This window comes from Maribellus comscasis (genome assembly GCF_009762775.1).
GTDB classification, from domain to species: Bacteria; Bacteroidota; Bacteroidia; order Bacteroidales; family Prolixibacteraceae; genus Draconibacterium; species Draconibacterium comscasis.
Map to the genome: position 1 here is coordinate 4,618,768 of NZ_CP046401.1, position 26,112 is coordinate 4,644,879.

The following is a 26,112-nucleotide window of genomic DNA, read 5'->3' on the forward strand; positions in this document are numbered from 1 at the left end:
AGGTGAACAAATAAAATATCGGAAATGTTGTTTGATAAAAGATAAAAAATAATAAATCTAAAAAATCCAACATGAAAAAGTTTCCTTCTTTTGTTATTGGTTTGATTTTTCTGTCTGTCTGTTCTTTTGCTCAGCAGGATTTACAGCAACTTCGTTTTGATAATAACAAATATTATTATTTCAGGGAGCCCGGCAGAAGCGGGAATTTAAGTGTAGATGTTGCATCAAAAATTCCCGGGATTATTTTGATGTCAACGGACAGAAGTGCTGTGCGGAGAATGAATACCGGACAAACTTTTACCAACGGTCGTGGAAATCCGTTTTATTTATTTGCTGTTCCGGCGTTGTACGAGGTTTTGTTATCGGAAGATGGGAACAGGTATAAATTCGGACAAAACGGGGGTGAAGGAGATTTTAACAGTGCAGAGGTTTTGGTTTTTAGAAACAATGGAACGGCTTCAGCCATAAGTGTCGGAAGATATATTCGTCCGCCGGTAAAATTTAGTATCTCGGGAGATGAACTTTTTACGGACCCTTCGGCTGTAAATTATGCGGCGCAGCAGTTTCTCCGGGTGGAAGCTTCGGAAAACCGGACGGCTGAAATCAGAATCAATCATCAGACAGAGAGGGGAAATGTTTTTGTATGTATTTTTAATGAAAAAGGAGAATTTTTAGCTGAATTAAACCCGAAAGATAAAAACGATAATTCTCCCACAAAATCATTTGTTACTGCACAAACTGTTTATGTCATTCCATTGGTAGGCAGTAAGTTTACGCGGCAGGCCAATCAGGATTTAATTCAGTTTGAAGTGGGTGATCCCAAGGAAGTAGCAACCGTTAAGATCGAAGAAATATAATGCCAATAAGATGTATCAGCCTTATTTTAACTCTCAGTTTAACCGGACTTATTTCACGTGCTCAGCCTGATTCATTGTTTGTCAGATTGGAACAGGCTGTTGAAAGCTACAACGGGGATGAGGCTATTTCATTTTATAATCAGATTTTTACTACCCGGAATCCGGGAGATTTTACAAACGCGGAATATATACGAATTTTCGAGCTCTCACATAAACTTTCAGGAATTGGTTTTGCTGAAAACGTAAACGAAAAACTTGGCAAATTCAGGAACAAAGACAAAAAGCTGCCTTTTATTTCTCCTGATTTGTATGGTCAGTATTTTATTGAACTTGGATACTCGTATTACCTTAGTAGCCAGATAGTAAAAGCAGACTCAGTTTTTCGTTTCATTATTGAATTGTACGAGAAAAAGTATCCGGTTTCAAGGCTTGATGTAGGATATTCTTACAATGTTTTAGGACTGATAAAACGAAAATACGGAGATTTTGATTCAGCTATTGAACTACTGAAAAAAGCAGAAAAAATCAGAATAGAAGAACTTGGTCCCAAACATCCGCAGGTGGGGGGTGTTGTTAACAATATTGGTTTGATATATAGCGATCTGGGTGATTTTGATAAGGCAATTTTGTATTATAACAAAGCGATTGAAATTAAAATGGAGACCCGCGATCCTTCGGTATATCTGAACTATATGAATGCGGGCGAGATTCAGACCATGTTGGGAAATTACAGGGGAGCTCTCGATTATTATGAAAAAGCTGAAAGCATTTTGCAGGAAATAAGTGAGCTGGGAAAGCTGGCTGATTTATACTTAAATATGGGGGCTGTTTACAATCTTCTGAAAGCAAATGTTGAATCATACCGGTATTTTCAGAAATCACTGGCGATTTACACCGATATTTTTGGACCGGGAAATGAGAAGAACGGCAAAGTCTATCAAAATCTTGCTAATGTATATGAGGAGCTTGGTGATTTTGACAACGAGTTAAAAGCCACTGAAAAGGCTGTTGAAATCATGGCAAATATTTATGGAAAACAAGCGATTGAAGTAGCTCCGTTATACAACAATCTGGGGCTGGTTTATAAAAATCACAAGCAGCCGGAAATCTCACTACACTATTTAAAACTTGCTTCAAAAATTTACAGGGACAACGGACTGGAAAACTCAGAAAAATATCTCAACACATTAAGCAATATTGCAGAAACATATTCTTTTTTAAATAGAACAGACTCTGCTATTTACAATTATGATAAAGCAACCATTGGTCTCTCTCAACTTTTTAAGGGGAGGCATCCGGTTTTGGCAAACTCATATAATAAACTGGCTGAGATTTATTTCACAAGCGGTGATTACACGCTTGCCGGGCAGATGGTTAAAAAATCCATATCTGCCAATTTGAATGAAGAAGAGAACCCGGACAACATTTATGAAGCCTGTTTAGACCCGTCTATTCTTTTTGAAAGTTATCTTTTACAGGGAGAACTTTCTTCAGAATCAGGGAACACAGGAGAGTCGGTTTGTAAAAAATCGATGGCTAGTTTTCAAATTGCCGATTCTATTTTGGCCGTTCAGCGAAATTTTTTGTTTGATAAAGATGATAAAATTAACATGGCCCGCAATGCAAAAAACTTAACTGAAGCGGTTTTGGAATCTTTTATTCATCATACCGAGCAACAAGATGCTGCAAACTTTGAAACATCTTTTAAATACATTGAAAAGAGTAAAAACCTGGTTTTGTTAAATTCTATTTCGGAAAAGAGTGAAAAGAGATATGCCGGGATTCCGGATTCGACTCTAAATCATGAAGAGGTGATGTTAGGGCGCATAAATTTTTTAGCGCTTCAGGCTGAATTGGAAGAGGATAGTTTGGAAAAGAGAAATATTCAGGAAAAACTATTTGCAAGCAAAGAAGAGTATAAAAATCTGGTTGAATACCTCGAAAGGAGTTATCCGGAATATTATAATTTGAGGAATAAAAATGCGATTCCCGGGTTAAAAGAAATTATAGAAAGGCTGGATGATGAAACTATCGTGTTATCCTTTTTTGTTTCAGAACACGCATTTTTCCGAATGCAAATAGCAAAAAACCGGAGTAAACTGGAAAAGATTCCTGTATCTGGTTTTGATGATCTTTTAACCGGGATGAGAAAAGGAATTACCTTAAAGCTAAATGATATTTATCTTGAAAAAGCACATCAACTTTTTTCACTTTTAATTCCGGATGACATTGTTGCCGGAAATTATAAAAAAATGATAGTGATTCCTGACGGAGCGCTCACTGTTTTACCTTTTGAAGCATTGCTTACAGACACTGTCTATCCCGGAACAAAGCCTGAGTCCTGGCCTTATCTTTTAAATAAAATTGAAATCAGTTATTCTCCTTCGCTTGCAATTTGGTTGAAGTTAAATTCAGAAAACGATCTGAATGGCAGGGAGGATTCTTTTCTTGCCTTTGCACCTGTATTTAAAAGTCGGGTGGAATCCGGGTTGGCAGAGGCCGATTTGCAAAATGAAAATATGCTCCGGACTTATCAAACAAAATTAAATGAATTATGGTTAGCACCGCTTCAGGCTTCCGAACAGGAAATTCTGAAAATCGATTCCTTATTTTATTATAATCATTTGCCTTCCAAAGTTTTTGTCAATTCGCAGTCATCTAAAGAGCAAATCAAGCAACAAAATCTTCGGGATTTTAAGTTTATTCATATTGCGACGCATGGATTTATTGATAAAAACAATCCCGATCTTTCCGGCTTATTTTTCGCTCCTGGTTTAGAGCACAATTCAGAGAATATTTTATACACAGGAGAAATATACAACCTGCAGTTTGATGCCGAGTTAATTACGCTTTCAGCATGTGAAACAGGTTTGGGGAAAATTGCCGAAGGAGAAGGAATGCTGGGGTTTTCGAGAGCTTTTCTTTATTCGGGAGCAAAAAATCTGTTGCTTTCACTTTGGAAAGTAGATGACACCTCCACGTCAGAAATGATGGTTCCTTTTTACGATGGAATTATTGAACGGGCGATGAATATTTCTGAGTCGTTACATGCTGCAAAACTGAAGCTGGTTAAGAACAGTCGTTACAGTCACCCATACTACTGGGCTCCATTCATTTTAATCGGGAGCTGACTTTTGCCATAACAATCTTTTTTCCAGAATATAATTGAACATTTCGTCATATAACAACAATTGAATGTCCAAAATATTGTCATACGTGACAACAGGCTCAGGAGAATTTTCAGAAACAGATCCGTGACTGCATTCAAAAGTAAATGCCATGGTTCCGGAAATATGATGAAGAGCAGAAATAAGATTAAATGTTTTTGATGGAGGAAATTTTTTATCATCCGGCTCAGGCGACCAGAACCAGTTGTCGGGCCAGTGAGCCAGGTTATTCTTTTTATATCTGTTGTTTACGCGAAGTGCCAAGTCATACACACGTTCTTTCATAAACAGGGGCAAATAGGCAGGTTGCAAAACTACCGGCCGATTCTCATGTGAGTGCAGCGAAACGGTTAAGTCAGGAGCTTCTTTTCGTGCAATTTCCAAAATCGCTTTGGTTTCTTTCGCCATCGGATTAAAATATTCGTCCTGCATGATATTAATTCCGTTGTCGTTAAAATAGGCTCCTAAGATTCCGACGTCTCCTTTCATTGGATGAAGCGATTTTGCATGTGGCCATCCCCACGAAGTTCCGTCTTTGTGTGTTCCCTGTCCGTATTTAGTCATTATCTTTGTTGGAAGCCCTATAAAACTGTCGTAAGGGCATCGTTTTCTTCCATCAGGGTTTCCACATGGAATAATAATGGTTCGGCATTGTTCGATTTTCTTTTTTAGTGCCGACCAGTCTTTTCCTCTGTAATCTTTTCCGGTTTCGGCGATATGGATAAGGTTAATTAACCCGGCCATTCCTTCTACTTCATGCCCGTGAACCGGTCCAACAAAAAATACAACGGGTTTGCTTATGCTGTCTTTCTGAGCATAAAAAGCCGGGTTGCGGGCTGCAACCGCTGAATTATAATTTGCATGCGATTTTAGATCTTCCTTTTCACCATAATATACAGCGTATACAGGCAGGCCGCCGGGTGAAACAGCTGTGGTTTCAACTTCACCCGACCTAATATTGCCAATTTCATTCTGAATTTCAGAAACTTTTGATTTGAAAAAGGCGGGAATATCAGAATTGTTTGGCGGATCGCCAGCTTCAATTTTTATCTGCGCAAAAGATTCCTCACTAAAAAATATAATCGCAACAAGGAGCAAAATTAATCTGAAAACGTACACCATGGTTTCGCCGGATTTAGATTTGTAATAAAAGATGATTACTCAAAACCAGTAATCATTATAAAATTACACTATTTTGTTGTTCCAGTGCAAATTAGTTTTGATTTGTTTGGGAGGTGCTTTTTCCTTTACAGACTCATACTGATGAGGAAAGTCGCTGCAAACGCAATAATCGCGTACAGTTCCGGGAAAACAGCCAGTACCATGGTTTTTCCAAAAATATCGTGCCCTGATCCAATTCCGGCAATTCCGTTTGATGTGACATCGCCCTGATTTAGTGCTGAAAAGAATCCTACAAATCCAAGGGTAAAACCGGCTGCCAGAATAGCGACTCCCTGTAACATGCTCATTTCATCTGAAATGATTCCCTGGCTGTTGATAATAAAGAATCCTGCAAAACCATACAAGCCTTGTGTTCCGGGGAGAGCGCTTAACAACAAATAACTTCCGAATTTATCGGGCTTTTTTTTGAGCGCACCGACGGTTGCATTTCCGCCTTTTGATACACCAACCGCGCTTCCAATTCCTGAGAAAATGAGCATAATTGCCAGCCCGATGTAAGCCAAAATAACTGCAGTTGTCATAATTTATCTCCTTTCAATTGTTTTATTTGTTTATGTTTTTTTATTTCGAAAATGGTTTATATTCTTCTCCTCCGCCTTTAAAACCGGCATTTTTATAAAACTCAACAAAGGTTAGTCGCATGGGGTGGACAAACGAACCAAGTGATGAAATCAGGATATTCAAAGTATGCCCCAGTAACAGGAATATCGCAAAAAAAACAGGCCCCAGAATTTTTGAAGATCCTAATATTTGCAGGGCGATGTCGTTAATTACAAAGCCCAAAATGGCACTTGATAATCCAAGCGCAAAGAGTCTGATGTAGGAAAGTAAATCGCCAAAAATTCCGGTAACCGTTGAATATACATCCCAGATTCCTGAGCCAACACGAGAAAAAATGTTTGCTTTCGGATCGCTGAAAAACAGGATGAAAAATCCGCCGGCCGAAAGGACGATGTATAAAATCACAGAGTTTGGAGAAATTGCGTTTAAATTTATCAGCAAATAGTAAATAACACTTCCCAGCAGAACAATAAGCCAGCCAACGGTAGAAAGTGCATAGGGAAATCCAAATTGTTTGGTTTGGTTGGCTGCTTTTATAAATAACCCAAAAATGATTTGTATTGCGCCAAGAACCAGTGCCAGGTTGAACATCTTATTTGGATCTAAAAAGAAGCGTTTAAAATCTTCCAGCCAGTCAACTTCGGTTTGAATAAGGTTTATGCCAAAAAAAGTTCCTGAAACGGTTCCAAAAATTACCGTCGCCAAACCTAAAAACTGGATGAGTGACAAATAGGGTTTTACCTGTTTGTTGGCTTTTAGTTTATATATTCCTGCGCCAACAATAAACAACAATCCATATCCTGCATCGCCAAGGCAGAAGCCAAAAAACAACATAAAAAACGGAGCAAAAAATACGGTTAAATCCATTTCGTGGTAATCGGGCAGCGAAAACATATTACCAATAGGCTCAAAAAGTTTACTGAATCGGTTATTTTTCAGAAGTACCGGGATGTTGTCATCAGGCATCGCCCTTCTGAAATAAAAATGAACGCTGTTTTGTTCCAGAAAATCATCAATAAGTTGTTTTTTTATTGAAGGTATCCAGCCTTCCAGAATCATTAGCTTTTCATCAGCTTCTTTGGCCGTGTTAAGTTTTACTTTTTCAAAGCGCAGCGATTCCATAATTTCCATCCTTGTTTTTTCCATAGATGGAATATCTCTTGCAGCAATTTCATCCAGTTGCCGGTTGATGGTTTCGATTTCCTCTTCCAGCTCGTCACACTTAATTTTTATGTTTGGGTACGATATTTTTGGAGGATCAACTTCATCCAGTTCGTATTCTGCTTTTTCGTCGTCTTTTAACAGGACAATAAAAAATACCTGGTTTTCCGTTTCAGAAATAATCTCGACAATATTCCCTTTTTCCAGGCATTCGTTGTATTTCTTTTTTGTACCAATAAAAAAACGGACAAACAAATTTTCTTTTTTGAGTTTCCCAAGGATTTCGTGCGAAAAATCGCCCCACGGTTTTGCCTTTTTTAGTTCTTTTTTTTCTTCCTCAAGCTCTTGTTCCAGTATTTCCAGTTCCTTTTGTTTGCGGAAAACGTTGTTCATAATGTTTATTCCATCTGATTCCAAACGCAGATCTTCCAACTGTTTTATTTCCCGTTTTTCCAGAAAATCGATGATTTTTTCCAGTTGCTCAATGGTGCCGTATTTTTCTTTGATTTCGCTGGTGAGTTTGACTTTCTTTTCAATCACATGAATCACTCCCAGTTTTTGAATATTCTCAAGAAATTGATTGTATTCTTTATAAAACACCAGGAAATAATATTTGTACATTGGAACAATCATTAGTGCGCCTTTCGTTGTTTTTGCTGTCGTTTTTTTACAATTTTTTGTGCTGACTTTGATAGATTTTCTTCATCTTCCAGAAAGCGTTTTATTTTTCGGATTGCATCTTTATATTCCGGAATTTGTACTTTTTCATACAGGTTGACTTTTTGTGTGGTTTTTTTTCGGGCATAGTCAAGCAAAGTCATTTTTCGTATATAAAATTCCCGTTCGGTTCCAATTCCGGCAAGGTTTTTTACAATTGAAATCCCGTAGGAAAACCATTTCGGGTTTTCAAAAATGCTGAATTCTTTTTCGTTAAATGCGATTTTTTCAAAAACCGGTATTTTAACTCCGGCAATTTTTTTTGTTGAGATTTTTACATCGCCAACATCAACCAAATTTGGCTGAAATTCATTCCACAGACCAACTGATTCGGACTCTTTTGTAAGTTCAGAACTTAGCTTTTTTTCCAGTTCATGAATTTTATCTTTGGCTTTTTTTACTTCCATACGAAGTGCGGCTTCTTTGTTTTTTAAAGTGGGAAGTGCACGCAGTCTGATATTAAGCTGCTTATTCAGTTGTTGCAACGCCGTTTTGTTATATTGAAATTTTAAAGGCAATGGTTTATAATTTAGTTACACCGGAAATATTAGTATTGGAATATTTTCAACTAAGACAATTCTCTCCAAAAGGCTTGAATGAAACATTTTATAAAAAGACGAGCGCTTCATTTTTGAAAATGATATGACGTCAATGTCATTTGATTCAGCAAAAGTTTCAAGTCCTTTAACCACATTGTCGCTTTCAAATAGCACACATTTAATGTTATGAACGCTGTAATCGCGGGCCAGCAATTTATTTAACTCATTAACTTTTTCCTGGTGGTGCGAGTCATCGTTTAAATCGATGTGTACGCAATAGATTTGTTTATCAAAAGCCTGCAATATCGCCAACAACTTATTCAGCGATGAATTATCTGAATCATAAAAGTCTGTAGCATACATTACATTGATTTTATCTTTGCCCTCAAAATCAGCTTTTGGCGGAACGACCAATACCGGGAAGTTGGAATGTTCAATTACTTTAGCAATCGTTTTTCCCTGGAATTCATTTGCTTTTTCATATTCTCCCTTGCTGCCCATTAAAATAATGTCAGGCTGATATCTTTCTGCGGCATCCACAACTACATGTTCCGGAATTCCTTTTAACATCCGGTAGTGCAGATTTACAGATCTCAGGAGATCATTAGGGACAATTTTTTTGATTTCGAGGCTAAAATTTACCAGTTTGAGTTGCGCTTTTTTGTGAGCTTCCTGAAGTTCCATTTTTACATGTTTTTCCCAGGAAACCGTGTGTTTGGCTGAATCGTGAATGGTAGGATCTTCATAAACATACAAAAGCTTTATTTCGGCGTTGTTTTTTTGAGCTACTGAAATAGCAAATTTACATAGCTCCAGACAACCCTCGCTCATTTTAACCGGCAAAAGAATTTTTTTCATTTGCGCGTATGATGCGTCTTCCGATAAGGTGTCCAGATCATATTCCTTATGCATATTCAAAAGCAGCTTAATGGCTTTTTCTGATTTTCCGGCTTTCACTTTTAGCAGAACTTCATCAGGATTGTAAACGCCACCCATTTTCAAACCTTCATTGGTAAAAAAGCATTCAATTCCTTCTGATTCGAACCTTCTTTTTACAAAACTTCCAACTTGCGGCTTTGTTATTCGGAGGATAGTAACCAGTTGATTTTCCATGACATTTAATTTTTTTGATTTTCTATACTTCTCCCGTATTTCTCTACAAATTCAGACTTAATTCCGATTTCTGCCACAGAAAAGTATTTATTGAATAACTTCCAGCCGGTATCAATCATTTTTTCAATTTCAATGTTGATGTCGATAGCGAGTAATTTTTCGGAATACTCTTTGGCAAAACTCATGGTTCGTTTGTCGTAATCGGTCAGATCAAAGCCATTTTCAATTTTTGTTTTTGCGTTGGCTGCATCGGCAAAAAGTCGGATTGCCGTGTTCATAACCTGCGGGTGGTCTTCCCGCGTTTTTTTGCCTATCACCAGCTGTTTTAAGCGCGATAAACTTCGGAAGGGGTCAACAATAACTTTCCCTATATCAGTGTCTTTCCGGAGAAATAACTGTCCTTCGGTAATGTATCCGGTATTGTCGGGAATGGCGTGTGTAATGTCTCCGCCCGATAGTGTAGTAACTGCAATAATGGTAATTGAACCACCACTTGGAAACTGCACTGCTTTTTCGTATAAACGAGCCAAATCGCTGTATAACGAGCCGGGCATACTATCTTTTGAAGGAATTTGATCCATTCGGTTTGAGACAATACTCAGCGCATCGGCAAACAGGGTCATATCGGTTAAAAGAACCAGCACGTTTTGGTTTTTTTCGGCAGCAAAATATTCGGCAGCAGTTAAAGCCATATCCGGAACCAGCAGACGCTCAACCGGGGGATTTTCCGTGGTATTTACAAAACTGATGATTCGTTCGATAGCGCCGGCGCTTTCAAACACATTTTTGAAAAAGAGGTAGTCGTCGTTGGTAATACCCATTCCACCCAGAATAATTTTGTCGGCTTTTGCCCGCAAGGCCACCATTGCCATCACCTGATTATAAGGCTGGTCGGGGTCGGCAAAGAACGGTATTTTTTGCCCGGTAACCAGGGTGTTGTTCAGATCGATACCGGCAATTCCGGTAGTAATTAGTTCCGAAGGTTGTTCGCGTCGTACAGGGTTTACCGAAGGACCTCCGATTTCCACTTTTTTACCGTCTACTTCCGGACCACCATCAATTGGTTGTCCGTAAGCATTAAAAAAGCGCCCGCCTAATTCGTCGCTAACCGAAAGTTGTGGCGCATGCCCAAGAAAAACCACTTCTGCATTGGTTGGTATTCCTTCTGTACCTGAAAAAACCTGGAGGGTAATTAAATCTTTTTCAATTTTAACTACCTGCGCCAAACGGTCGTTAACAACCGCCATTTCTTCGTTGCCCACACCTGAAGCGTGAAGTGCAATTGTTGCCTTGGTAACCTGTTCAATTTTTGTATATATTTTCTGAAATGCAGTGGTTTCCATTCTTTATTCCGGTTAGTTGATTTCTGCTTTTTCTTTTTTTCTCTCTTGAATAATTTCCTGCAACTCGTTTTCGTATTTTTTGAAATCGTCGCTTTCAAATTCCGAGTAATTCATCTGCTTGAATACGTTTATTATTTTTTTGAAATAGGGACTTACATCTTCAAATGAATCAAAATGAAAATCAGTATGATACACTTCCAGCACTTTGTCCATCATGTATCTTTGGCGTTTGATTGGGGTTGATGCATCTACTTTGTCAAAAGCATCCTGTTGCAGAATAACAAAATCGATTACCTCTGATTTCCAGAAAATAACGTGATAATTGATGGGAACACCATCGTCGCCAAGAATATTAATCTGCTCATATGTTTCACGCCCTCTGATGAGGATGTTTTTTGCCAGGATAATGTTATCCACCCATTTAGGCGAGATATTTTTTTTCATGAATTCCAGAAATTCGGGATATTCCAGGTATTTCGAATAACTGTCAACTGCATCGATGGCGGGGTAACGTTTACTGTCGGCACGCGTTTGCGACAAAGCATAAAAACAACGGGCTGCCTTTTTGGTAGATTCGGTTACCGGTTCCTTTAAATTTCCACCGGCAGGTGAAACTGTTCCGATAAATGTTACCGAGCCAGTTTTTCCGTTGTTGAGATAAACAAATCCGGCACGGGCATAAAAGTTTGAAATAATTGCAGGCAAATCCATTGGGAAGGCATCGGGCCCGGGCAATTCCTCCATGCGGTTCGACATTTCGCGCAACGCTTGTGCCCAGCGCGACGTGGAGTCGGCCAGCAACAAGACTTTTAATCCCATAGAACGATAGTATTCAGAAATGGTCATTGCCGTGTAAACCGACGCCTCGCGTGCCGCCACCGGCATGTTCGATGTGTTGGCAACAATGGTTGTTCGTTCCATCAGTTTTCTTCCCGATCTGGGGTCATCCAGTTCAGGAAACTCAGTAAAAATCTCAACTACTTCGTTGGCACGTTCTCCGCAGGCAGCAAGCACAATCATGTCAGCTTCAGCCTGTTTTGAAAGCGCATGTTGCAGCACCGTTTTGCCGGTTCCAAAAGGTCCGGGAATAAATCCGGTTCCCCCTTCAACAATTGGGTTCAGACTGTCGATTACCCGGATGCCGGTTTCCATAAAATCAAATGGACGCGGTTTTTCCTTGTAAGCTTTTATGGGAATTTTAACCGGCCATTTTTGTACCATGGTCACTTTATGTTCCTGATTTTCAGAATCGGTTAAAATGGCAATGGTGTCGTTGATTTTATATTCACCCTCAGAAACCACATCTGTTACAGTTAACGTTCCCTTTAAAATAAAGGGAACCATAATTTTATGCGGAATCCAGTTTTCGCTTACTTCTCCAAGCCATGAGCCGGCAAGGACTTCATCACCGGGTTTTGCGAGTGGTTTAAATTTCCACAATTTATCGTCTTCCAGCGCAGGTGTATAATCTCCTTTTTGAAGAAAAATACCGGTCATTTTATCGAGGTCGTGCATCAACCCGTCGAAGTTTTTTGATAAAATTCCCGGCCCCAGTGTGGCTTCCAGCATGTGCCCTGTAAATTCAACTATGGTGCCGGTTTTCAAGCCGCGAGTGGTTTCAAAGACCTGTACATAGGCTGTTTTCCCTCCTATTCTGATAACCTCTGCCATCAGTCTTACTTCAGAGTGAATGATAAAACAGATTTCATTTTGCGATACCGGTCCGTCGCATTCAACCATAACCAGGTTGGAGATTATTCCGGTTATTTTTCCCTTTGTACTCATGTGTTTTATTTTGCAACGCTAAATTCTTCCGGAAATACATAACTTGTTTTTAGTTCGGTCAACAATTTTTCAAGCAGTTCTTTGCCCGTTTTTTTATCCAGTTTTGTCCAGCGTTCAATCATTTTTAGTTTAATCGTATAGCTCAGTATTTTTTCAATGGTGAAATAGAAAAAGAAAGTCTGCTCATCGAGGTAGTTCCACTTTATTTTATCGATGTTTTTTTCTTTTTCAATCATTTTCATATCGGTTTCAATCACCCTGATAATTTCAGATGCAAAAGGAATTTCATCATCAAAATATTCCGGTTTTAGTCGGTTTTCCAGTAAAAGCGAATTCATTACATTGGTTTCCTCAGTATGAATCAGGTGCTCGGACATTTCATATTTATAAGAGAGACAATGAAATGCAGTAATGAGGTTGTTGATCTTCAGGTCGAACAAAAACCAATCTCTCAAAAAGCGGTTTTTGATTTTGACTGCATATTCATTAAAGAGTGTATGGAGTTTATTTTCAGCAAGAAGATGATGTTGTTTTATGTCTTTATTTTTTATCCATTTTAAAAACTGAATCATGTATTCCGGAATTTCAGTGGGATTTTCAATTTGTTCGTCAAGAAATTTTTTTGCGAAATTCCCTGAACAGTTAAAAGTAGCGCCGGAATCAAAAATCTGGTTAAGCAGGTTGTCATTGTCGTCAGGATAAAACAGCATCCTTACAAATTCAAAATCAGCCGGAATAAGATCATTTTTTAATATCCTGCGAAATGATACAGGAGTAATTTCTGATTTGAGTTCATCAAAAAACAAATCGGGCAGTCCGGCAATCAAACAGTAATAATTTTTTTTAAACATGGTCGAATTTTAAATGGTAACCATACAAGTATCTCATCTAAAACCCAGTTTACTAGTTGCTTTTTCTGGTCTTATTGATAGCTGTCAAGCATTGTTCACTAATCTTCGAATAACAATTTTTGTGTTGTCTCTTTTAAATAGGTTTTAAAATAGTTTTCAAAATCAAGGTCGGTAAACCGCACGACAAAACGATCGTCTTTTGGTCCGATTTTGAAGCCGGTTTTTAGCTTTGAATCCACCTGCACATCAAGGCCTTTTTTCATTGCTTCTGCAGCCCTCTGGTTTAATGTGGCGGTTAAACTGTTAAGCTCGTGTTGCGGCACCATAATTTTTAAATCCATTTCGCCATTTTCAGCGGGCTGCCATTTTTCAACAATGGTTATGATGATTTTTTGAATAAAAGTTTTATCAGAAAATGTTTCCTGAACAGTGCTATCCACCTGCTGTGCCAAAATTAAATTGGTAACCTGCTGTTTTAATTTGCTCAGAAACTGTCGTGCAGACAGCTTCATTTCCGACTCTGAATTACTTTTTCGCTCATCTGCGTCTGATTTTGCTTTCGCGAGAATTTCTCCGGCTTTTTTCTGGGCTTCATTGATAATTTTTTCGGCCTCTTTCTTTGCGTTTTCTTTTATCTTTTCTGCCTCATCCCGGGCTTTTACAATGCCTTCATTATATATTTTTTCTGTTATTTCCTGTAATTTATCAGTCATGGTTTTTGTTGAAGTTTTTAAATGGTTTATCGAATGTTATCCAGGGAAAGAGATTGTGTAGAGTGGCCAACCGTAAAAACCGGCATTTCACAGCCGTACACGATTTGAGTAACAAACTGACCGATGCGCCGGTCGGCAAAAATAGATTCCTGGTGTGTTCGTATGATGATCAAATCAGGATTTTCTTCCGTAATATAATCGAGAATTACTTTGTGCTTGAGTTGGTTGTGTACCTTTAAAATTTCAACTTCACACTCCACACCACGTTTGTTTAACATCTCTTTCAGGTGATCAGCATTTTTTCGGGCCAAACTCCTGCCTTCGTTGATATCGATGTTTAAGGCCGAAACAATTTTGACTTTGGCTTTCCATTTTTTTGCAAAAAAAGTAGCCCAAAATAGTCTTTTCGTTGTGGTTTGCGAAATATCGATTGGGACGACAATTGTTTTAATCTTTTTTAATGAGGTCTTTTTGTTGAGAAGTAAAACCGGACAATGTGAGCGAATAATGAGTTTGTTTATCATTGTATTTTTGAGTCCGCTGTCATTTTTGTCAAGAGCAATAAAATCGTATCCCCCATTTTTTGATTCTTTTATTAAGGTGGATAATTTTTCTCCCATTTTTATACGCGGAATAAATTCATCCGGCAGTTCCTTTTTTGTCGTTTTTTTCAGAAAATCGATTAGATTTTGTTTTGCATGATCTTTTATTGAATCCTTCTTTTTGGGCTGAAGTCCCATGGTAAGGAACGATGATCTTTCAAGAATATTCAAGAAGAATATTCGCATCTTCAATGGCTTGTGAAAGCGCAGAAATTGTTTTAAAACGGATTTTGCGTTTGAATTTTGAGGGATGTATGCCAGTATACTGTTTGACATTTGATTCATAGCCCCGATTTTTTAGGATTGAACAACAGTGATCGTAGGAAAATGGTTAGTTGCTCAAATTTTTTAATTAACATATGATACGGAAAAAGTATTCAAGGGTTTACAAAAAAGGTTCAAAAAGCATTATAATTTTGACAAAAATAGTTGAGTCACTTCACTTTGTGAATAAAGAATATCAATATCGAAGTGTGGAAATTATTATTTTTAGTTTGCGTTTTGATTTTTTGATTGGATTTTTTGACAGATTCATGATTGAACGGGTCGAACTTGTATTTTAAATGCCTCCACTGGGTTAAGTGTAAAAATTTGATAAATGTCTTGTTGTGACAGACCATTTTTTTCCAACGCAGGAATCAGGTATTCTTCTATTTCGGTGTATCCTCTGAAATTTCCACCACCGGGCTCTCCCGGACGATACCATCCTGCATCGTGAGAGAAAAGCAGTTTATGAAGTAATCCTTCTTTTTTCATTTGAAGAGCAAAATTTACAAATCGGTCCAGTTTTTCCGGTGTGAAATTGTCATATCCAATCCAGGCTCCCATTTGCGCAGCTTCAATTGGTTTGCTTAAATCGCGTTCGTTATGTGCATGTGTCCAGATAAATGCAGAAGGATGAACGCCATAGTTTTTCAGGATTTCCAATTCCTGAAATGCAGGGACGGCCAATCCTGTATGTGACATAATTGTTAGTCCGGTCGCTTTATGTGTAATACAGGCAGCTTCAACTACCTTGCGGTTTATTTCTTCCAGGGATGCCCGTTCAACGGCAATTTTAATAAAACCCGGGTAAACTCCGGTTCCTTCAATTCCGTTTTTTGCCTCTTCAATCCAGCGTTCAGCAAGTTGTTCTGCTGTTTCTGTAAAACCGTGTTCGGGAATATATTTTGCACCAACGGCACTGTAGTATCCGGTGTTGGTAATGATCTGCAAACCTGATTTCTCCACCAGCATTTTTAATAATTCAGGATCGCGCCCCAAATAGGCCGGGGTGCATTCAACTATTGTTTTGTATCCGAGTTTTTTTATTTCCAAAAGATATGGAAGTACTTTTTCAACGACCTCCTCTTTTTTCCAGCGGTGATATCCGGTGCTGTCGGCTCCAATAAAATCAACCAGAATATGTTCGTGGTGTAGGGTTTTCCCGATTTCTCCCGCCGGAATTTCTCCGCTTACAGTGATAATTTTTGACTCCTTGCTGTTACACGACAGCAAAAATATAGCTGAAACAAACAGATAAAGGAAATTGGTATTTTTCATCATAAATTGCCTGAAATTTTTTCCAATTTACAAAAACATGTTCATTCGGGAAATAGGTAAAGAAAATATAAGAACGATTAAATCTTTTTTCTTTTCCTCCAGACAACAAGTATCGCTCCAGCAAAAACCAATGCTGCTCCCAAAATAGTAATTATTGAGAAACGTTCATGCGCTACCCAGCTGACATCCATTTCAGTCAAAATCCCCATGGTTATAAAAGTGATCATCGGGTTTACAATGATGATAATACTTACTTTATTGGCTTCGAGATATTTTAGTGCCAACGCCAGACAAGAGTATGCAATAAAAGTATTTGCTCCCAGGAAAACCATTAGAAGCCACCATGTCCAATGTAAATGAAAGAGCGGTGTTAAGTCAATAAAAGGGATATAAATCAAAGCAGGAAAACCAAACAGGAAAAGATTTAAACTTTCCGCAGAATGCCTGATTACCAGTTTTTTTTGAGAAATAGCATAAGTTGACCAGGCAATGGCTCCTGAGATGGTGAATAATACTCCAAGGTTATATTTTTCCTGACTTTCAAAAAAGGCAGACAACTGGTCGCGGTAAAAAAAAGAAAAACCAATAATAGCTACAGAAAATCCAATGATTTGATTTCGTTTAAGTTTTTCCTTAAAAAAAACAAGACCGGCAACCGCAAGAATAATCGGGCCGGTTTGAATAAAAAGTTGTGCATTGCTTGGAGTGGTGTAGTGGATTCCCAACATATATCCCATATAATTCCAGGAGAGTCCGATTCCGGCCAGTATCAGAAGAAGGGGAGGGCGTTTCAGAATCCGGAAGGAGGAAGGATTCTGGAATATCTGCCAAACGGAAAGCATAATAAAAGCCACGGAAAAACGGAACCAAACGATGGTAGCCGGTTCAACTTCCCGTGTAGCTACTTTTAAGGCGATCGCCAGAAATCCCCAAAAGAAAGCAGTGGTTGAAGCATAAATTATTCCTTTGGTATAGTTTTGCATATTTGTTTGTCAGAATAAAAATCCCGGATATTTTGTACCCGGGATAACAATATTTATATTGTTTCCGGTCTATCTTAATTGTGCATCAAAATCACGTTCAAAAGCGGAAAGCATTTTTTTCATTGTTTTATCAATTTGCTTGTCCTTTAGTGTTTTATTGTCGTCCCGGAGAATAAAACTAACCGCATACGATTTTTTACCTTCAGGCACCCCTTTTCCTTCATACACATCGAATAGATTTACGTTTCGTAAAATCTGACGTTCCACTTTAAAAGCACTTTCTTTTATCTGACTGAATTTAACCGGTTTGTCAATCAACAAAGCCAGATCTCTTCGAACTGCCGGAAATTTGGGCAATTCTTCAAATACTATTTTGTGATTTCGTTTTTCGTAAATAATACGCCCCCAATCTAAATCAGCGTAATACACCGGGTTTTCGATATCAAATTTTTTGAGCCATTTTTTGGCCACAATTCCAATTTCGAGAATCGTTTTGTTGTTCGATTGATATTGTAATCCTTCATCAAATAGCTCGTTCTCTGTTTCAGAAAGCTGAAGTTGTTCCGGATTCATACCCAGCTTTTTCAGAATGTTTTCTGCATAAGTTTTTATGCTGTAGAAAGTTGCCGGAGATTCCCTGCTTGTCCAGCTTTCTTCTGATTTATTTCCGGTAACAAATAACCCAAGATGTTCTTCTTCCCAGTAATTGGTTTCAGGGTGTTCTTTCAGTTCGGTTCCTTTAAAAAAGTAACAGTTCCCGAACTCATAAAAACTCAGGCTTTTATTCTGGCGGTTGGCGTTGTATGCAATGGCCTCTAATCCTCCAAATAACAATGACTGACGCATCCCGTTCAGGTCGGCACTCAAGGGATTTAATAGTTTTACTGTCTGGTCTTCTTTATATTGTGTTAATCCTTCGTAATAGCCTGCTTTGGTTAATGAGTTTGACCATATTTCGTTGAATCCCTGAGAACTAAGCATTTCAGAAACCAGGTTGCGCATCTGGTTCATATCGGGCTGCTCGGCGTATTGTAATGATGATTTTACCAGCGAGGGGATTTCAACATTGTTGTACCCGTATATACGCAGGATTTCTTCAATTACATCAGCTTCACGCTGTACATCAACCCGGTAGGGAGGAACCAGCAAGGACAATCCCTTCTCGGTTTCACTTTCAATTTTTATTTCGAGCGATGTAAGTATTTTTTTGATTTGCTCGGTGCCCAGCTCTTTCCCAATAAGACGGGTAACATTTGCATAGGAAATATCAACTTTAAAATCTTTAATAGGTTCGGGATACACATCCACAATTTCAGAGGAAATGGTACCGCCGGCCAATTCTTTCATTAACAAAGCCGCACGTTTTAACGCATAAATTACTCCGTTCGGATCAATTCCACGTTCAAAGCGGAACGAAGCGTCAGTGTTTAGCCCGTGGCGACGAGCAGTTTTCCGAATAAAAACCGGATCGAAATATGCGCTTTCCAGAAAAATGTTTTTGGTTGAATCTTTGACTCCTGATTTTATTCCACCAAATACACCGCCGATACACATGCCTTCTTCTGTATTACAAATCATCAGGTCGTTTTCATCCAAATCACGTTCCACTTCATCCAGTGTTGTAAATTTGGTTCCTGCGGGCATTGTTTTTACAATTACCTTCTTGCCTGTAATTTTGTCGGCATCAAAAGCGTGTAAGGGTTGTCCGGTCTCAAAGAGTACGAAATTGGTGATGTCAACTACATTACTAATTGGAGTAAGCCCAATTACACGCAATTTATTTTTCAGCCAATCGGGCGATTCTTTGATTTCAACGCCTGAAATGGTTACGGCTGCATAACGTTTGCAAGCCTCCGGGGAGCCTATTTCCACCGGAATTTCCAGATCGTGGTTGTCGACTTTAAAATTCTCAACCGATGGACGGGTATATGCTACATCTTTTGTTTTTTTCAGAAAGGCAGCCAAATCACGCGCCACCCCAATGTGCGATGCTCCGTCGATTCGGTTGGGAGTGAGGTCGATCTCGATCATCCAGTCTGATTCCACATTGTAATAATCTTTAGCAGCCACTCCTACCTGAACGGAATCTTCCAGAACAATAATTCCTTCGTGGTCCGTTCCGATACCGATTTCATCTTCTGCACAAATCATCCCCTGCGAAACTTCACCCCTTATTTTTGATTTTTTAATGGTAAACTCATCATCGCCCATGTAAAGTGTTGTTCCTTCGGTAGCCACAACAACTTTCTGGCCGGCTGCAACGTTGGGTGCTCCACAAACAATTGGCAGGAGTTCGCCGGTTCCAACATTAACGGTTGTTTTACTCAGGTGATCTGAGTTCGGATGTTTTTCACAAGTCACCACTTCACCAATAACCAGCCCTTTCATGCCACCTTTTACGGTTTCCACTTCTTCCAAACCACCCACTTCCAAACCGGTTTGGGTAAGAATTTTAGCTACTTCTTCGGGCGATTCATCCAGTTGGATGTAATCTTTTAACCATTTGTATGATATCTTCATATCGAAAAAATTCTGCAAATAAAATTGAAGTCACAAAAATAGAGAATTTAACCGGAAAGCGGCGGGGATCATTCAATTAATCTTCTTTCGCTTGAATTTCGAAACGAAAAGTAAACATGAGTTGAATTGTTTCTCTATTTTCTTGCAGAAATTTTTAAGTTCTGTACAACTTTCCCTTCTTCATCTGCAACATCAAGAACCAGCACTGAGTTTTCAGTATGTGCTTTTATAACAGCTTTATTGGCATTGGCAATAATGGGGAAATTTTGTCCGTCGCCTGCCTTTTTGAAAACATGTCGGTGAAGATGCCCGCAAAGCATCACATCGATGCCGGCTTTTTCAAGTACCGGTACAAACTTGTCCTTAATCTCCTGTTCGCCGTGCCAGCCACCAAACGGAGGCATATGAACTATCACTACGCGATAGGGTGCATCAAGAAAAATATCTTTTTTTACCGCTTCTTTTAACCAGTTTGCCTGTTGAGTGCGGTAGCGGTCGAAAGCCACAATTCTGCTGTATTCCAAATCTGAATCGGGTTTGTCCTCTCCACAGTCGAGTACTACAAAACAAACTGGCCCCTGCCTGAACATATAGTACAATTGCTTGGTTGGAGTGGGAAAGTATCTTGGAAAAGTGGTTGCAAAGTTGCCCCTTGTCTCGTGATTTCCGCGTGCATAATACATCGGTGTTTCACTGGCAAACAATTCTACTGATTTATCCAGAAAATCTCCAAATAACTGTTCTTCTGAACGGATATCGTTGGTCATATCACCATTAAAAAAAACAAGATCTGTTTTACCCCAATCTGTTCCTTTTAAAAGATTCTCCATTAAGTCATTGTTCCCGTGAATATCATTTATAACCAGAAATGATATGTCGTTTTTTTTCGGATTGCTTGTTGTAAATTTAAAGGGTTTTTTTCGGTACACATTACTCGCCGCAACAGGTCCATATAAAACTTTGGTACCAACATGGCTTAAAACTTCCTGTGAATAAATCCGGTAACGATACGTTGTATTGGGATCCAAATTGGTTAATGTTACAACATGTACCGAATCTACAACTTTAAAACCAAAACCTTCGGAATAAATACGCGGACGTTCAGTAAGATAGAAATGAGTGTCGTCATCGGGAGCCAGTTCCACCCACGAAATACCTTTTCGGTTGGTTGTCCAAACAATCGTTACTTCATTTTCTGTTAATGCTTGCAGGTATGGACCGTGCGTGATTGAAAATGTTTCTTCCTGTGAAAACAGATTTGAAACAAAAAACAGTAGCAGCGCTGAGATAATCAGGTGAAGTTGTTTCATTTTTTTATGATTTTGGAGGTGGAAAGGTAGAAAATATTTGTTGTTCAACAGGGCTTTCCAATGTTAATTTAAAGACAGATTTTTACCATTTTAATTCATCTTTTTTATCTGTTTTAGAATCATGTCTTTGCGATTTGACAGCGAACCGTAAACTTCAATTAACGTACAATCGAGATCCTGGACCCATTCCCTCAGAATTTCATCAACTTGTATTCTCAGTTCAGGCAAGTCTGATTCTGCACAGGTAATTATGTCGGGCTCTTCAACCGCGACAAAAACAAGTACGTCAATTTCGCTCATTACATCGGTTACTTCCCGAAACAGCGACTGGATATCCATTTCTCCAAATTCATCTGATGCCTGGATGTATGCGAGAAGATCGAGCGGGCAACGGTCGAAAATAATGTTGCTTTCGGTAGACACAACTTGCTCTATTGAATATCTTAATTGCACAATATAATCGTCAACATCAGGAATCTCAGAAAAAAAATGGCCAGTTTCTTCCAGTTCATAATAAGGTTCAGGTTTACAGATATAATCCGGAAATACTTCTCCCAGTTTTTCAATCAATGAACTTTTCCCAACTCTGTGTGATCCGCTTACTGCTATTTTCATAAAATTGTCAGCAAACTTTATTTTTTATCTATTTTAAAGTTTGTCACATTTTTATGAATAAAATGGTCTCCCTCAATTTGATCTACTTTAATATTTTTGAGAACAACATTTTTAACCGGAAGTTTATCCTGGGCTAAAATCCGGGAGATAAATTTTACCGAATTTGCCTTTATGTTTTTCAGATAAATATCGGAAATGGGTGTCAGGCGTTTCTCGTAAGTGGGAACTAAGTCGCGCCACTGGTAGAGCACATCGGTTTCAATTCCGAGAATACCTTCACTCATTTTGTCGGCCCCGATATTGTTCACATAAATATTTTTTACATAGCCCCCTCTTCGTTCGTTGGTTTTTATAAATACCAGGTGAAACATGTTGGCGTCGTCTTTCACTTTGCAATTGCTCATATAAATATTCTCCACGCCGCCTGATAATTCGCTTCCTATTGCCAGCAGCTGGTGCCCGTTTTTTACCAGACAGTTGCGGATAACCAGATTTTTTGTTGGAGTATTTAGTCGCCAGGCATCCTGGTTACGGCCTGATTTTACGGCAATCGCATCATCTCCCTGGTCGAATACACAATCTTCAATCAACATGTTTTGACTCATTTCCGGGTCAACTCCATCGTTGTTATGGCCATGCGCATAAACATTCAAATTCCGGATAACCACGTTTTTCGACAAATAAGGGTGAATTGTCCAAAAAGGGCTGTTTGTAATGGAAAAACCATCGAGTAAAATATTTTCCGACCGGTTAAACTGGATAAAGTGCGGGCGTAAATGGGCCGTGTCGTTTACCATTAGGCGTTCTTCCACCGGGACATCTTTTGCTGCAAGATTGTACAACCGTTTTAGACTATTCATATGCGCCGGAGGCCGGGCAAACCATTTTTCCCAAACATCCATTTGAGCTTTTAGTTTGCCTTCGCCGGTTATGGCTATGTTTTTACATTCGTAAGCGTAAATTAAAGGCGAGTAATTATAGCACTCCATTCCTTCCCAGGTAGTTTGCACTGCCGGTAAGTAATCATCAGGATTTCCCGAGAAAAGAAGTACAGCTCCTTTTTCAAGATGGATATTTACATTGCTTTGAAAATGAATTTTTTTTGTTATCCATTCCCCCTCAGGGATTATAACCGTACCACCCCCCATTTGATTGGCCTTTTGAATGGCTTTTTTTATGGCCAATGTATTTTTTTCCTTGTTTTCAGGAATAGCACCAAAATCAGTGATCGGGAATTTTGGGCAGTTGCTAAAATCAGGGATGGTTATCGCCGGCATTTCAAAAGGTGCTTTCACTTTAACCGTAACGATTTTTGGTGACTTGTCTCCATTACATGACAGAAAAACAAATAAAACGATTGGAATAAGCAGAAAAGAATACTTCATTGCAAATGATTTTGTTGCTGCAAATTTAATGTTTTGAATTTGTATAAACGGACCATAATTTGTTTGATTGAAAAAATATGGAAAAAAGAATTAGTTTGCTGAATCTAAAATTAAAACCCAGTCGTTTCCATCTTTTGTTTCACCCGGAGGATCAAATTTTTTGATACCCTCATTTTTGAACTCCCCTATAAATGTAAATTCGCCTGAACGCGGGTTGAACCATGATGCCTGCACTTTTGAACCGTCTATCTTTCCCAGAACTGTTTGAATGTCGCGCCCGTTGAAGGAGTATATTAGTGCGTAGTTTTTTCCGCGGGTAGCTATCTGGTAGTTATATTTTTCACCCTGCCCGGAGGCGGCAACTATCGACGAATCAGGGAAACGTTCAAAATAAGGTTTAGAAAGCATGAGTTTTTTGAGGTAGTTCATTTGTGATGAGCCAGTGGCATTCAGTGCTTCATACCAGTATTCACGTACGCCATAACCGGGATTTTTATCTCCGGGTTTATACATTTGCATCACCGCACTGTGTCCGTAGGTAAAACCAAATGCTCCTGCAAAGACTGACCAGTAGGCATATCGTCTTACATCACCGGCATTCCAGAATGGTTCAGCAGGATCATGCAGCCCCTGTGGAATTCCTTCATACGATGGTTCTCCGTCTATGGTTGGTTTGATGGGGGAGAGCGAATAATCGTCGCGCACATATTTCCAGTTGTCCTGTCCATAGGCCAGTTCAGTATCATCCTGATCGTAACGGCGGTGTCCCGACTGAAACATATTAAAATCAAGCCACTCCGCATTGTGAAACCACATCGACGACTTTGTCCGGCCAAAAGGGTGGAAAGTGATCAAATGATTGGGCGCATTTTCCCGGATGCACCTGCCAATAATATTCCAGATGGCTGTGCTGTCGCTTCCTTTTACATCGCCGCCATTTAACCAGATTATATTTGATTTTTTTGCATAACGTTTTGATAGCCACGTTGCATATTTTTTTGCTTGTTCCTTATTTATGTTTCCCGAACGAACGTTTGATCCCCATACCGGAACAAGTGCCATATAAAGTCCTTTTTTCTCAGCTAAATCTATAACATAATCTACATGATCCCAGAAATCATAGGCTTCCTTATTTTCAAATGATTTTCCATAGGTAACTTTGGGTTGTGAAATATCTCCTATTATCAAGGCCGAGTCTCCGTATACATTTGTCAGGTTTAGTTGATGTAAAATCATTACCTGGATAACATTAAATCCCTTTTCAGCTCTGTCGTTCAGGTACGTGTCTGCTTCCTGCCGGCTAAGTTTTGAGAACAACAACCAAGCTGTGTCTCCCAACCAAAAAAAAGGTTCGCCATTTTCACTTGCTAAAAAGCGTTTATTTTCCGACACTTTTAATCGGGGTAACTCTTGTGCCTGACTTTGCAAAGAAAAAGAGAGGAATAAAACCGATAGTAATATAAAACCCGGATTTTTCACGTTGACTGAGTTTCTTTTATTTTTCTTTGATATCATAAGCCATCAAAGCATTGGTGTGCCTGATGTATAATATTCCATTGTGAATTACAGGGTGTGCCCAAAAGGGACCGTTGTTTCCCTGCTCGATTTTGAAAGAGCTTACCAAATCAAATTTTTCAGGTGTGGCTTTTACCAGTCCTACATTCCCCCGTTTTTCGTCATAGATATAAAGTATTCCTTCTGCTGCAATAACAGAACCTTTGCAATTCCATGGTTCTTCCCACATTTTCTTGCCGGTTTCCCATTCAAGGCAACACCAGTTTCCGTTGGCATTGTTTAGCCAGTTTGAGCCGTAAATATAACCATCGACCAATACAACACCTCCGTGGTGAACATCCAGTACATCATCAGTCCAAACTATTTCTGCACTGTTCGCGTCACCGGCAATTTTTATCTGGTAGCTGCCAATATTATAACCTGCGGTTACATATACTTTACCATCTTTGAACAATGGAGTAACACAAAGAATATTGTCGCGTCCTTCACGGGGATTTACATGGCCAACTTTCCACAGGATATCGCCATTTGAAATATCAACGCCGTACACATGATCCAGGGAAACATTAATCAGCATTTTTTTGCCGGCATACTGTACAAGAATAGGGGAAACATAACCAGGTTTATCATCGATACTTTCCGATTTCCAGATAATTTCCCCTGTGGTTTTATTTAAAGCGATTGTATTTGTTTCGGGGCCTCCCGGCGAGAAATAGAGTTTTTCTCCATCAATAATCAGCGATTCTGCAATTCCCCAGTTGCCATAGGTCCCTTTGTTTTCTTCACTTGCCTGGTAGGCCCAAATTTTTTCGCCGGTGTTTCCGTCAAAACAAGCCAGATCGCCAATGCCGCTACAAGTGTAAACCCGGTTGCCTTCTATAGTCGGCGTTGCCCGGCTTTCCGGAAAAGACTCGTTCCAGGCTCGTCCCATAGCTTTTTGCCAAAGCATTTTTCCATTCATGTCGAGGGCGTATAAAATGTCAATTCCATCTTCAGTTCCGGTAATGTAAACTTTATTGTTTCCAAACGAAGGTGAGGAATTTCCTTTGGTCAGTTCCAGGTTTTCCCACAGAAGCTTGGGTCCCTCTGCCGGCCACGATTTTAATAAACCGGTTTCCGCAGAAACACCGGTGCGGTTTTCCGGTCGCCACTCTGAAATCTTCTGAGCCAAGGCTTGAACTCCCGAACTAAATAAAATAAGGCTAATAATGAATAATTTGATTTGATTTTTCATGGTTTTGTTCTTTAATAATCGATTTGGCATTAAAACCCAAAAGATAAGAAAATTATTGGATATGAATCGTACTTTGAAAGCCGTCAAAACAGGAATGAAAACGCACAACCATTTAAAGATGATTATAAGACGGAACTTTTTTGGGCACCTAAACTTTTATGTGAAATATATAAACGTGAATATGAAAATGCTGCCAATATTGCTTTGGATATCTTCGCAAAGAAATCATTTTAGAAGGGGGCCTTATTTTTTTGATTGAAGAAAGGAGAGTAGAGTAAGCCATGCAGAGAGCTAACTGCACGCCAACAGCGAATGGCATTTGATGAGATTATTCATTCTATCTGTTTTGCTCACAGGGCAATTTAAAAACAATTTTTCCTTCAAATAAAAAAAAATAAATAGCCATGTAATGAAATT

Annotated in this window: 20 protein-coding genes; 2 read left to right on the top strand and 18 right to left on the bottom strand. The window is 39.0% G+C overall.

The genetic code is table 11. The annotated features are described in order from the left end of the window. Window positions 1–71 precede the first annotated feature (71 nt). Together GM418_RS18435 and GM418_RS18440 are read left to right on the top strand one after the other, a co-directional pair. Entirely contained in the window at window positions 72–857 is a 786-nt protein-coding gene (locus GM418_RS18435) for a hypothetical protein (protein WP_158868717.1), read from the top strand. Then, window positions 857–3,988 carry a CHAT domain-containing protein gene (locus GM418_RS18440; protein ID WP_158868718.1) on the top strand — a complete coding sequence of 1,044 codons (3,132 nt, stop codon included), beginning with the start codon at window positions 857–859 and terminating at the stop codon, window positions 3,986–3,988. Before GM418_RS18435 ends, GM418_RS18440 begins: the two co-directional genes overlap by 1 nt. Here the strand turns inward: GM418_RS18440 and GM418_RS18445 are convergent. The 18 genes from GM418_RS18445 to GM418_RS18530 form a co-directional block, all read right to left on the bottom strand. After that, window positions 3,974–5,146, bottom strand: coding sequence for a M14 family zinc carboxypeptidase (locus GM418_RS18445; protein ID WP_158868719.1), 1,173 nt, complete (start codon window positions 5,144–5,146; stop codon window positions 3,974–3,976). The two genes, GM418_RS18440 and GM418_RS18445, sit on opposite strands and share 15 nt — an antisense overlap. A gap of 125 nt (window positions 5,147–5,271) precedes the next feature. Continuing rightward, window positions 5,272–5,727, bottom strand: coding sequence for a V-type ATP synthase subunit K (locus GM418_RS18450; protein ID WP_158868720.1), 456 nt, complete (start codon window positions 5,725–5,727; stop codon window positions 5,272–5,274). 40 nt (window positions 5,728–5,767) lie between these two features. Further along, window positions 5,768–7,549, bottom strand: a complete 1,782-nt coding sequence (locus GM418_RS18455; protein WP_158868721.1) for a V-type ATP synthase subunit I — start codon at window positions 7,547–7,549, stop codon at window positions 5,768–5,770. 11 nt (window positions 7,550–7,560) lie between these two features. Beyond that, window positions 7,561–8,163: a V-type ATP synthase subunit D gene (locus GM418_RS18460; protein ID WP_158868722.1), complete on the bottom strand. Its 603-nt coding sequence runs from the start codon at window positions 8,161–8,163 to the stop codon at window positions 7,561–7,563. A 15-nt stretch (window positions 8,164–8,178) separates the two neighbouring features. Continuing rightward, window positions 8,179–9,297, bottom strand: a complete 1,119-nt coding sequence (locus GM418_RS18465) for a universal stress protein (protein WP_158868723.1) — start codon at window positions 9,295–9,297, stop codon at window positions 8,179–8,181. Between the two features lie 5 nt (window positions 9,298–9,302). Next, window positions 9,303–10,640, bottom strand: a complete 1,338-nt coding sequence (locus GM418_RS18470; protein ID WP_158868724.1) for a V-type ATP synthase subunit B — start codon at window positions 10,638–10,640, stop codon at window positions 9,303–9,305. A 12-nt stretch (window positions 10,641–10,652) separates the two neighbouring features. Beyond that, window positions 10,653–12,425, bottom strand: coding sequence for a V-type ATP synthase subunit A (locus GM418_RS18475; RefSeq protein ID WP_158868725.1), 1,773 nt, complete (start codon window positions 12,423–12,425; stop codon window positions 10,653–10,655). Window positions 12,426–12,430: 5 nt separating this feature from the next. After that, a complete protein-coding gene (locus GM418_RS18480) occupies window positions 12,431–13,276 on the bottom strand; it encodes a DUF2764 family protein (protein ID WP_158868726.1) in 846 nt (281 codons plus the stop codon). A 98-nt stretch (window positions 13,277–13,374) separates the two neighbouring features. Further along, entirely contained in the window at window positions 13,375–14,019 is a 645-nt protein-coding gene (locus GM418_RS18485; protein ID WP_281350298.1) for a DivIVA domain-containing protein, read from the bottom strand. Continuing rightward, on the bottom strand, window positions 14,016–14,876 hold the full coding sequence (locus GM418_RS18490) for a universal stress protein (RefSeq protein ID WP_158868728.1): 861 nt from the start codon (window positions 14,874–14,876) through the stop codon (window positions 14,016–14,018). The genes GM418_RS18485 and GM418_RS18490 overlap by 4 nt, the downstream gene beginning before the upstream one ends. 246 nt (window positions 14,877–15,122) lie before the next feature. After that, window positions 15,123–16,136 carry a phosphotriesterase family protein gene (locus GM418_RS18495; RefSeq protein ID WP_217447515.1) on the bottom strand — a complete coding sequence of 338 codons (1,014 nt, stop codon included), beginning with the start codon at window positions 16,134–16,136 and terminating at the stop codon, window positions 15,123–15,125. Window positions 16,137–16,210: 74 nt separating this feature from the next. Continuing rightward, window positions 16,211–17,116 (bottom strand): DMT family transporter, encoded by a 906-nt coding sequence (locus GM418_RS18500; RefSeq protein WP_158868729.1) that lies wholly within the window; start codon window positions 17,114–17,116, stop codon window positions 16,211–16,213. Between the two features lie 69 nt (window positions 17,117–17,185). Further along, a complete protein-coding gene (gene pheT / locus GM418_RS18505; RefSeq protein ID WP_158868730.1) occupies window positions 17,186–19,636 on the bottom strand; it encodes a phenylalanine--tRNA ligase subunit beta in 2,451 nt (816 codons plus the stop codon). Window positions 19,637–19,770: 134 nt separating this feature from the next. Beyond that, window positions 19,771–20,946: a purple acid phosphatase family protein gene (locus GM418_RS18510; protein WP_158868731.1), complete on the bottom strand. Its 1,176-nt coding sequence runs from the start codon at window positions 20,944–20,946 to the stop codon at window positions 19,771–19,773. Between the two features lie 90 nt (window positions 20,947–21,036). Beyond that, complete coding sequence (locus tag GM418_RS18515; RefSeq protein WP_158868732.1) at window positions 21,037–21,561, bottom strand: ATP/GTP-binding protein; 525 nt, start codon at window positions 21,559–21,561, stop codon at window positions 21,037–21,039. A gap of 17 nt (window positions 21,562–21,578) precedes the next feature. Continuing rightward, window positions 21,579–22,946: a glycoside hydrolase family 28 protein gene (locus GM418_RS18520; RefSeq protein ID WP_158868733.1), complete on the bottom strand. Its 1,368-nt coding sequence runs from the start codon at window positions 22,944–22,946 to the stop codon at window positions 21,579–21,581. 90 nt (window positions 22,947–23,036) lie between these two features. Continuing rightward, window positions 23,037–24,338 (bottom strand): glycoside hydrolase family 140 protein, encoded by a 1,302-nt coding sequence (locus GM418_RS18525; RefSeq protein ID WP_217447516.1) that lies wholly within the window; start codon window positions 24,336–24,338, stop codon window positions 23,037–23,039. A gap of 103 nt (window positions 24,339–24,441) precedes the next feature. After that, window positions 24,442–25,695 carry an outer membrane protein assembly factor BamB family protein gene (locus GM418_RS18530; RefSeq protein WP_158868735.1) on the bottom strand — a complete coding sequence of 418 codons (1,254 nt, stop codon included), beginning with the start codon at window positions 25,693–25,695 and terminating at the stop codon, window positions 24,442–24,444. Window positions 25,696–26,112: the final 417 nt, after the last annotated feature.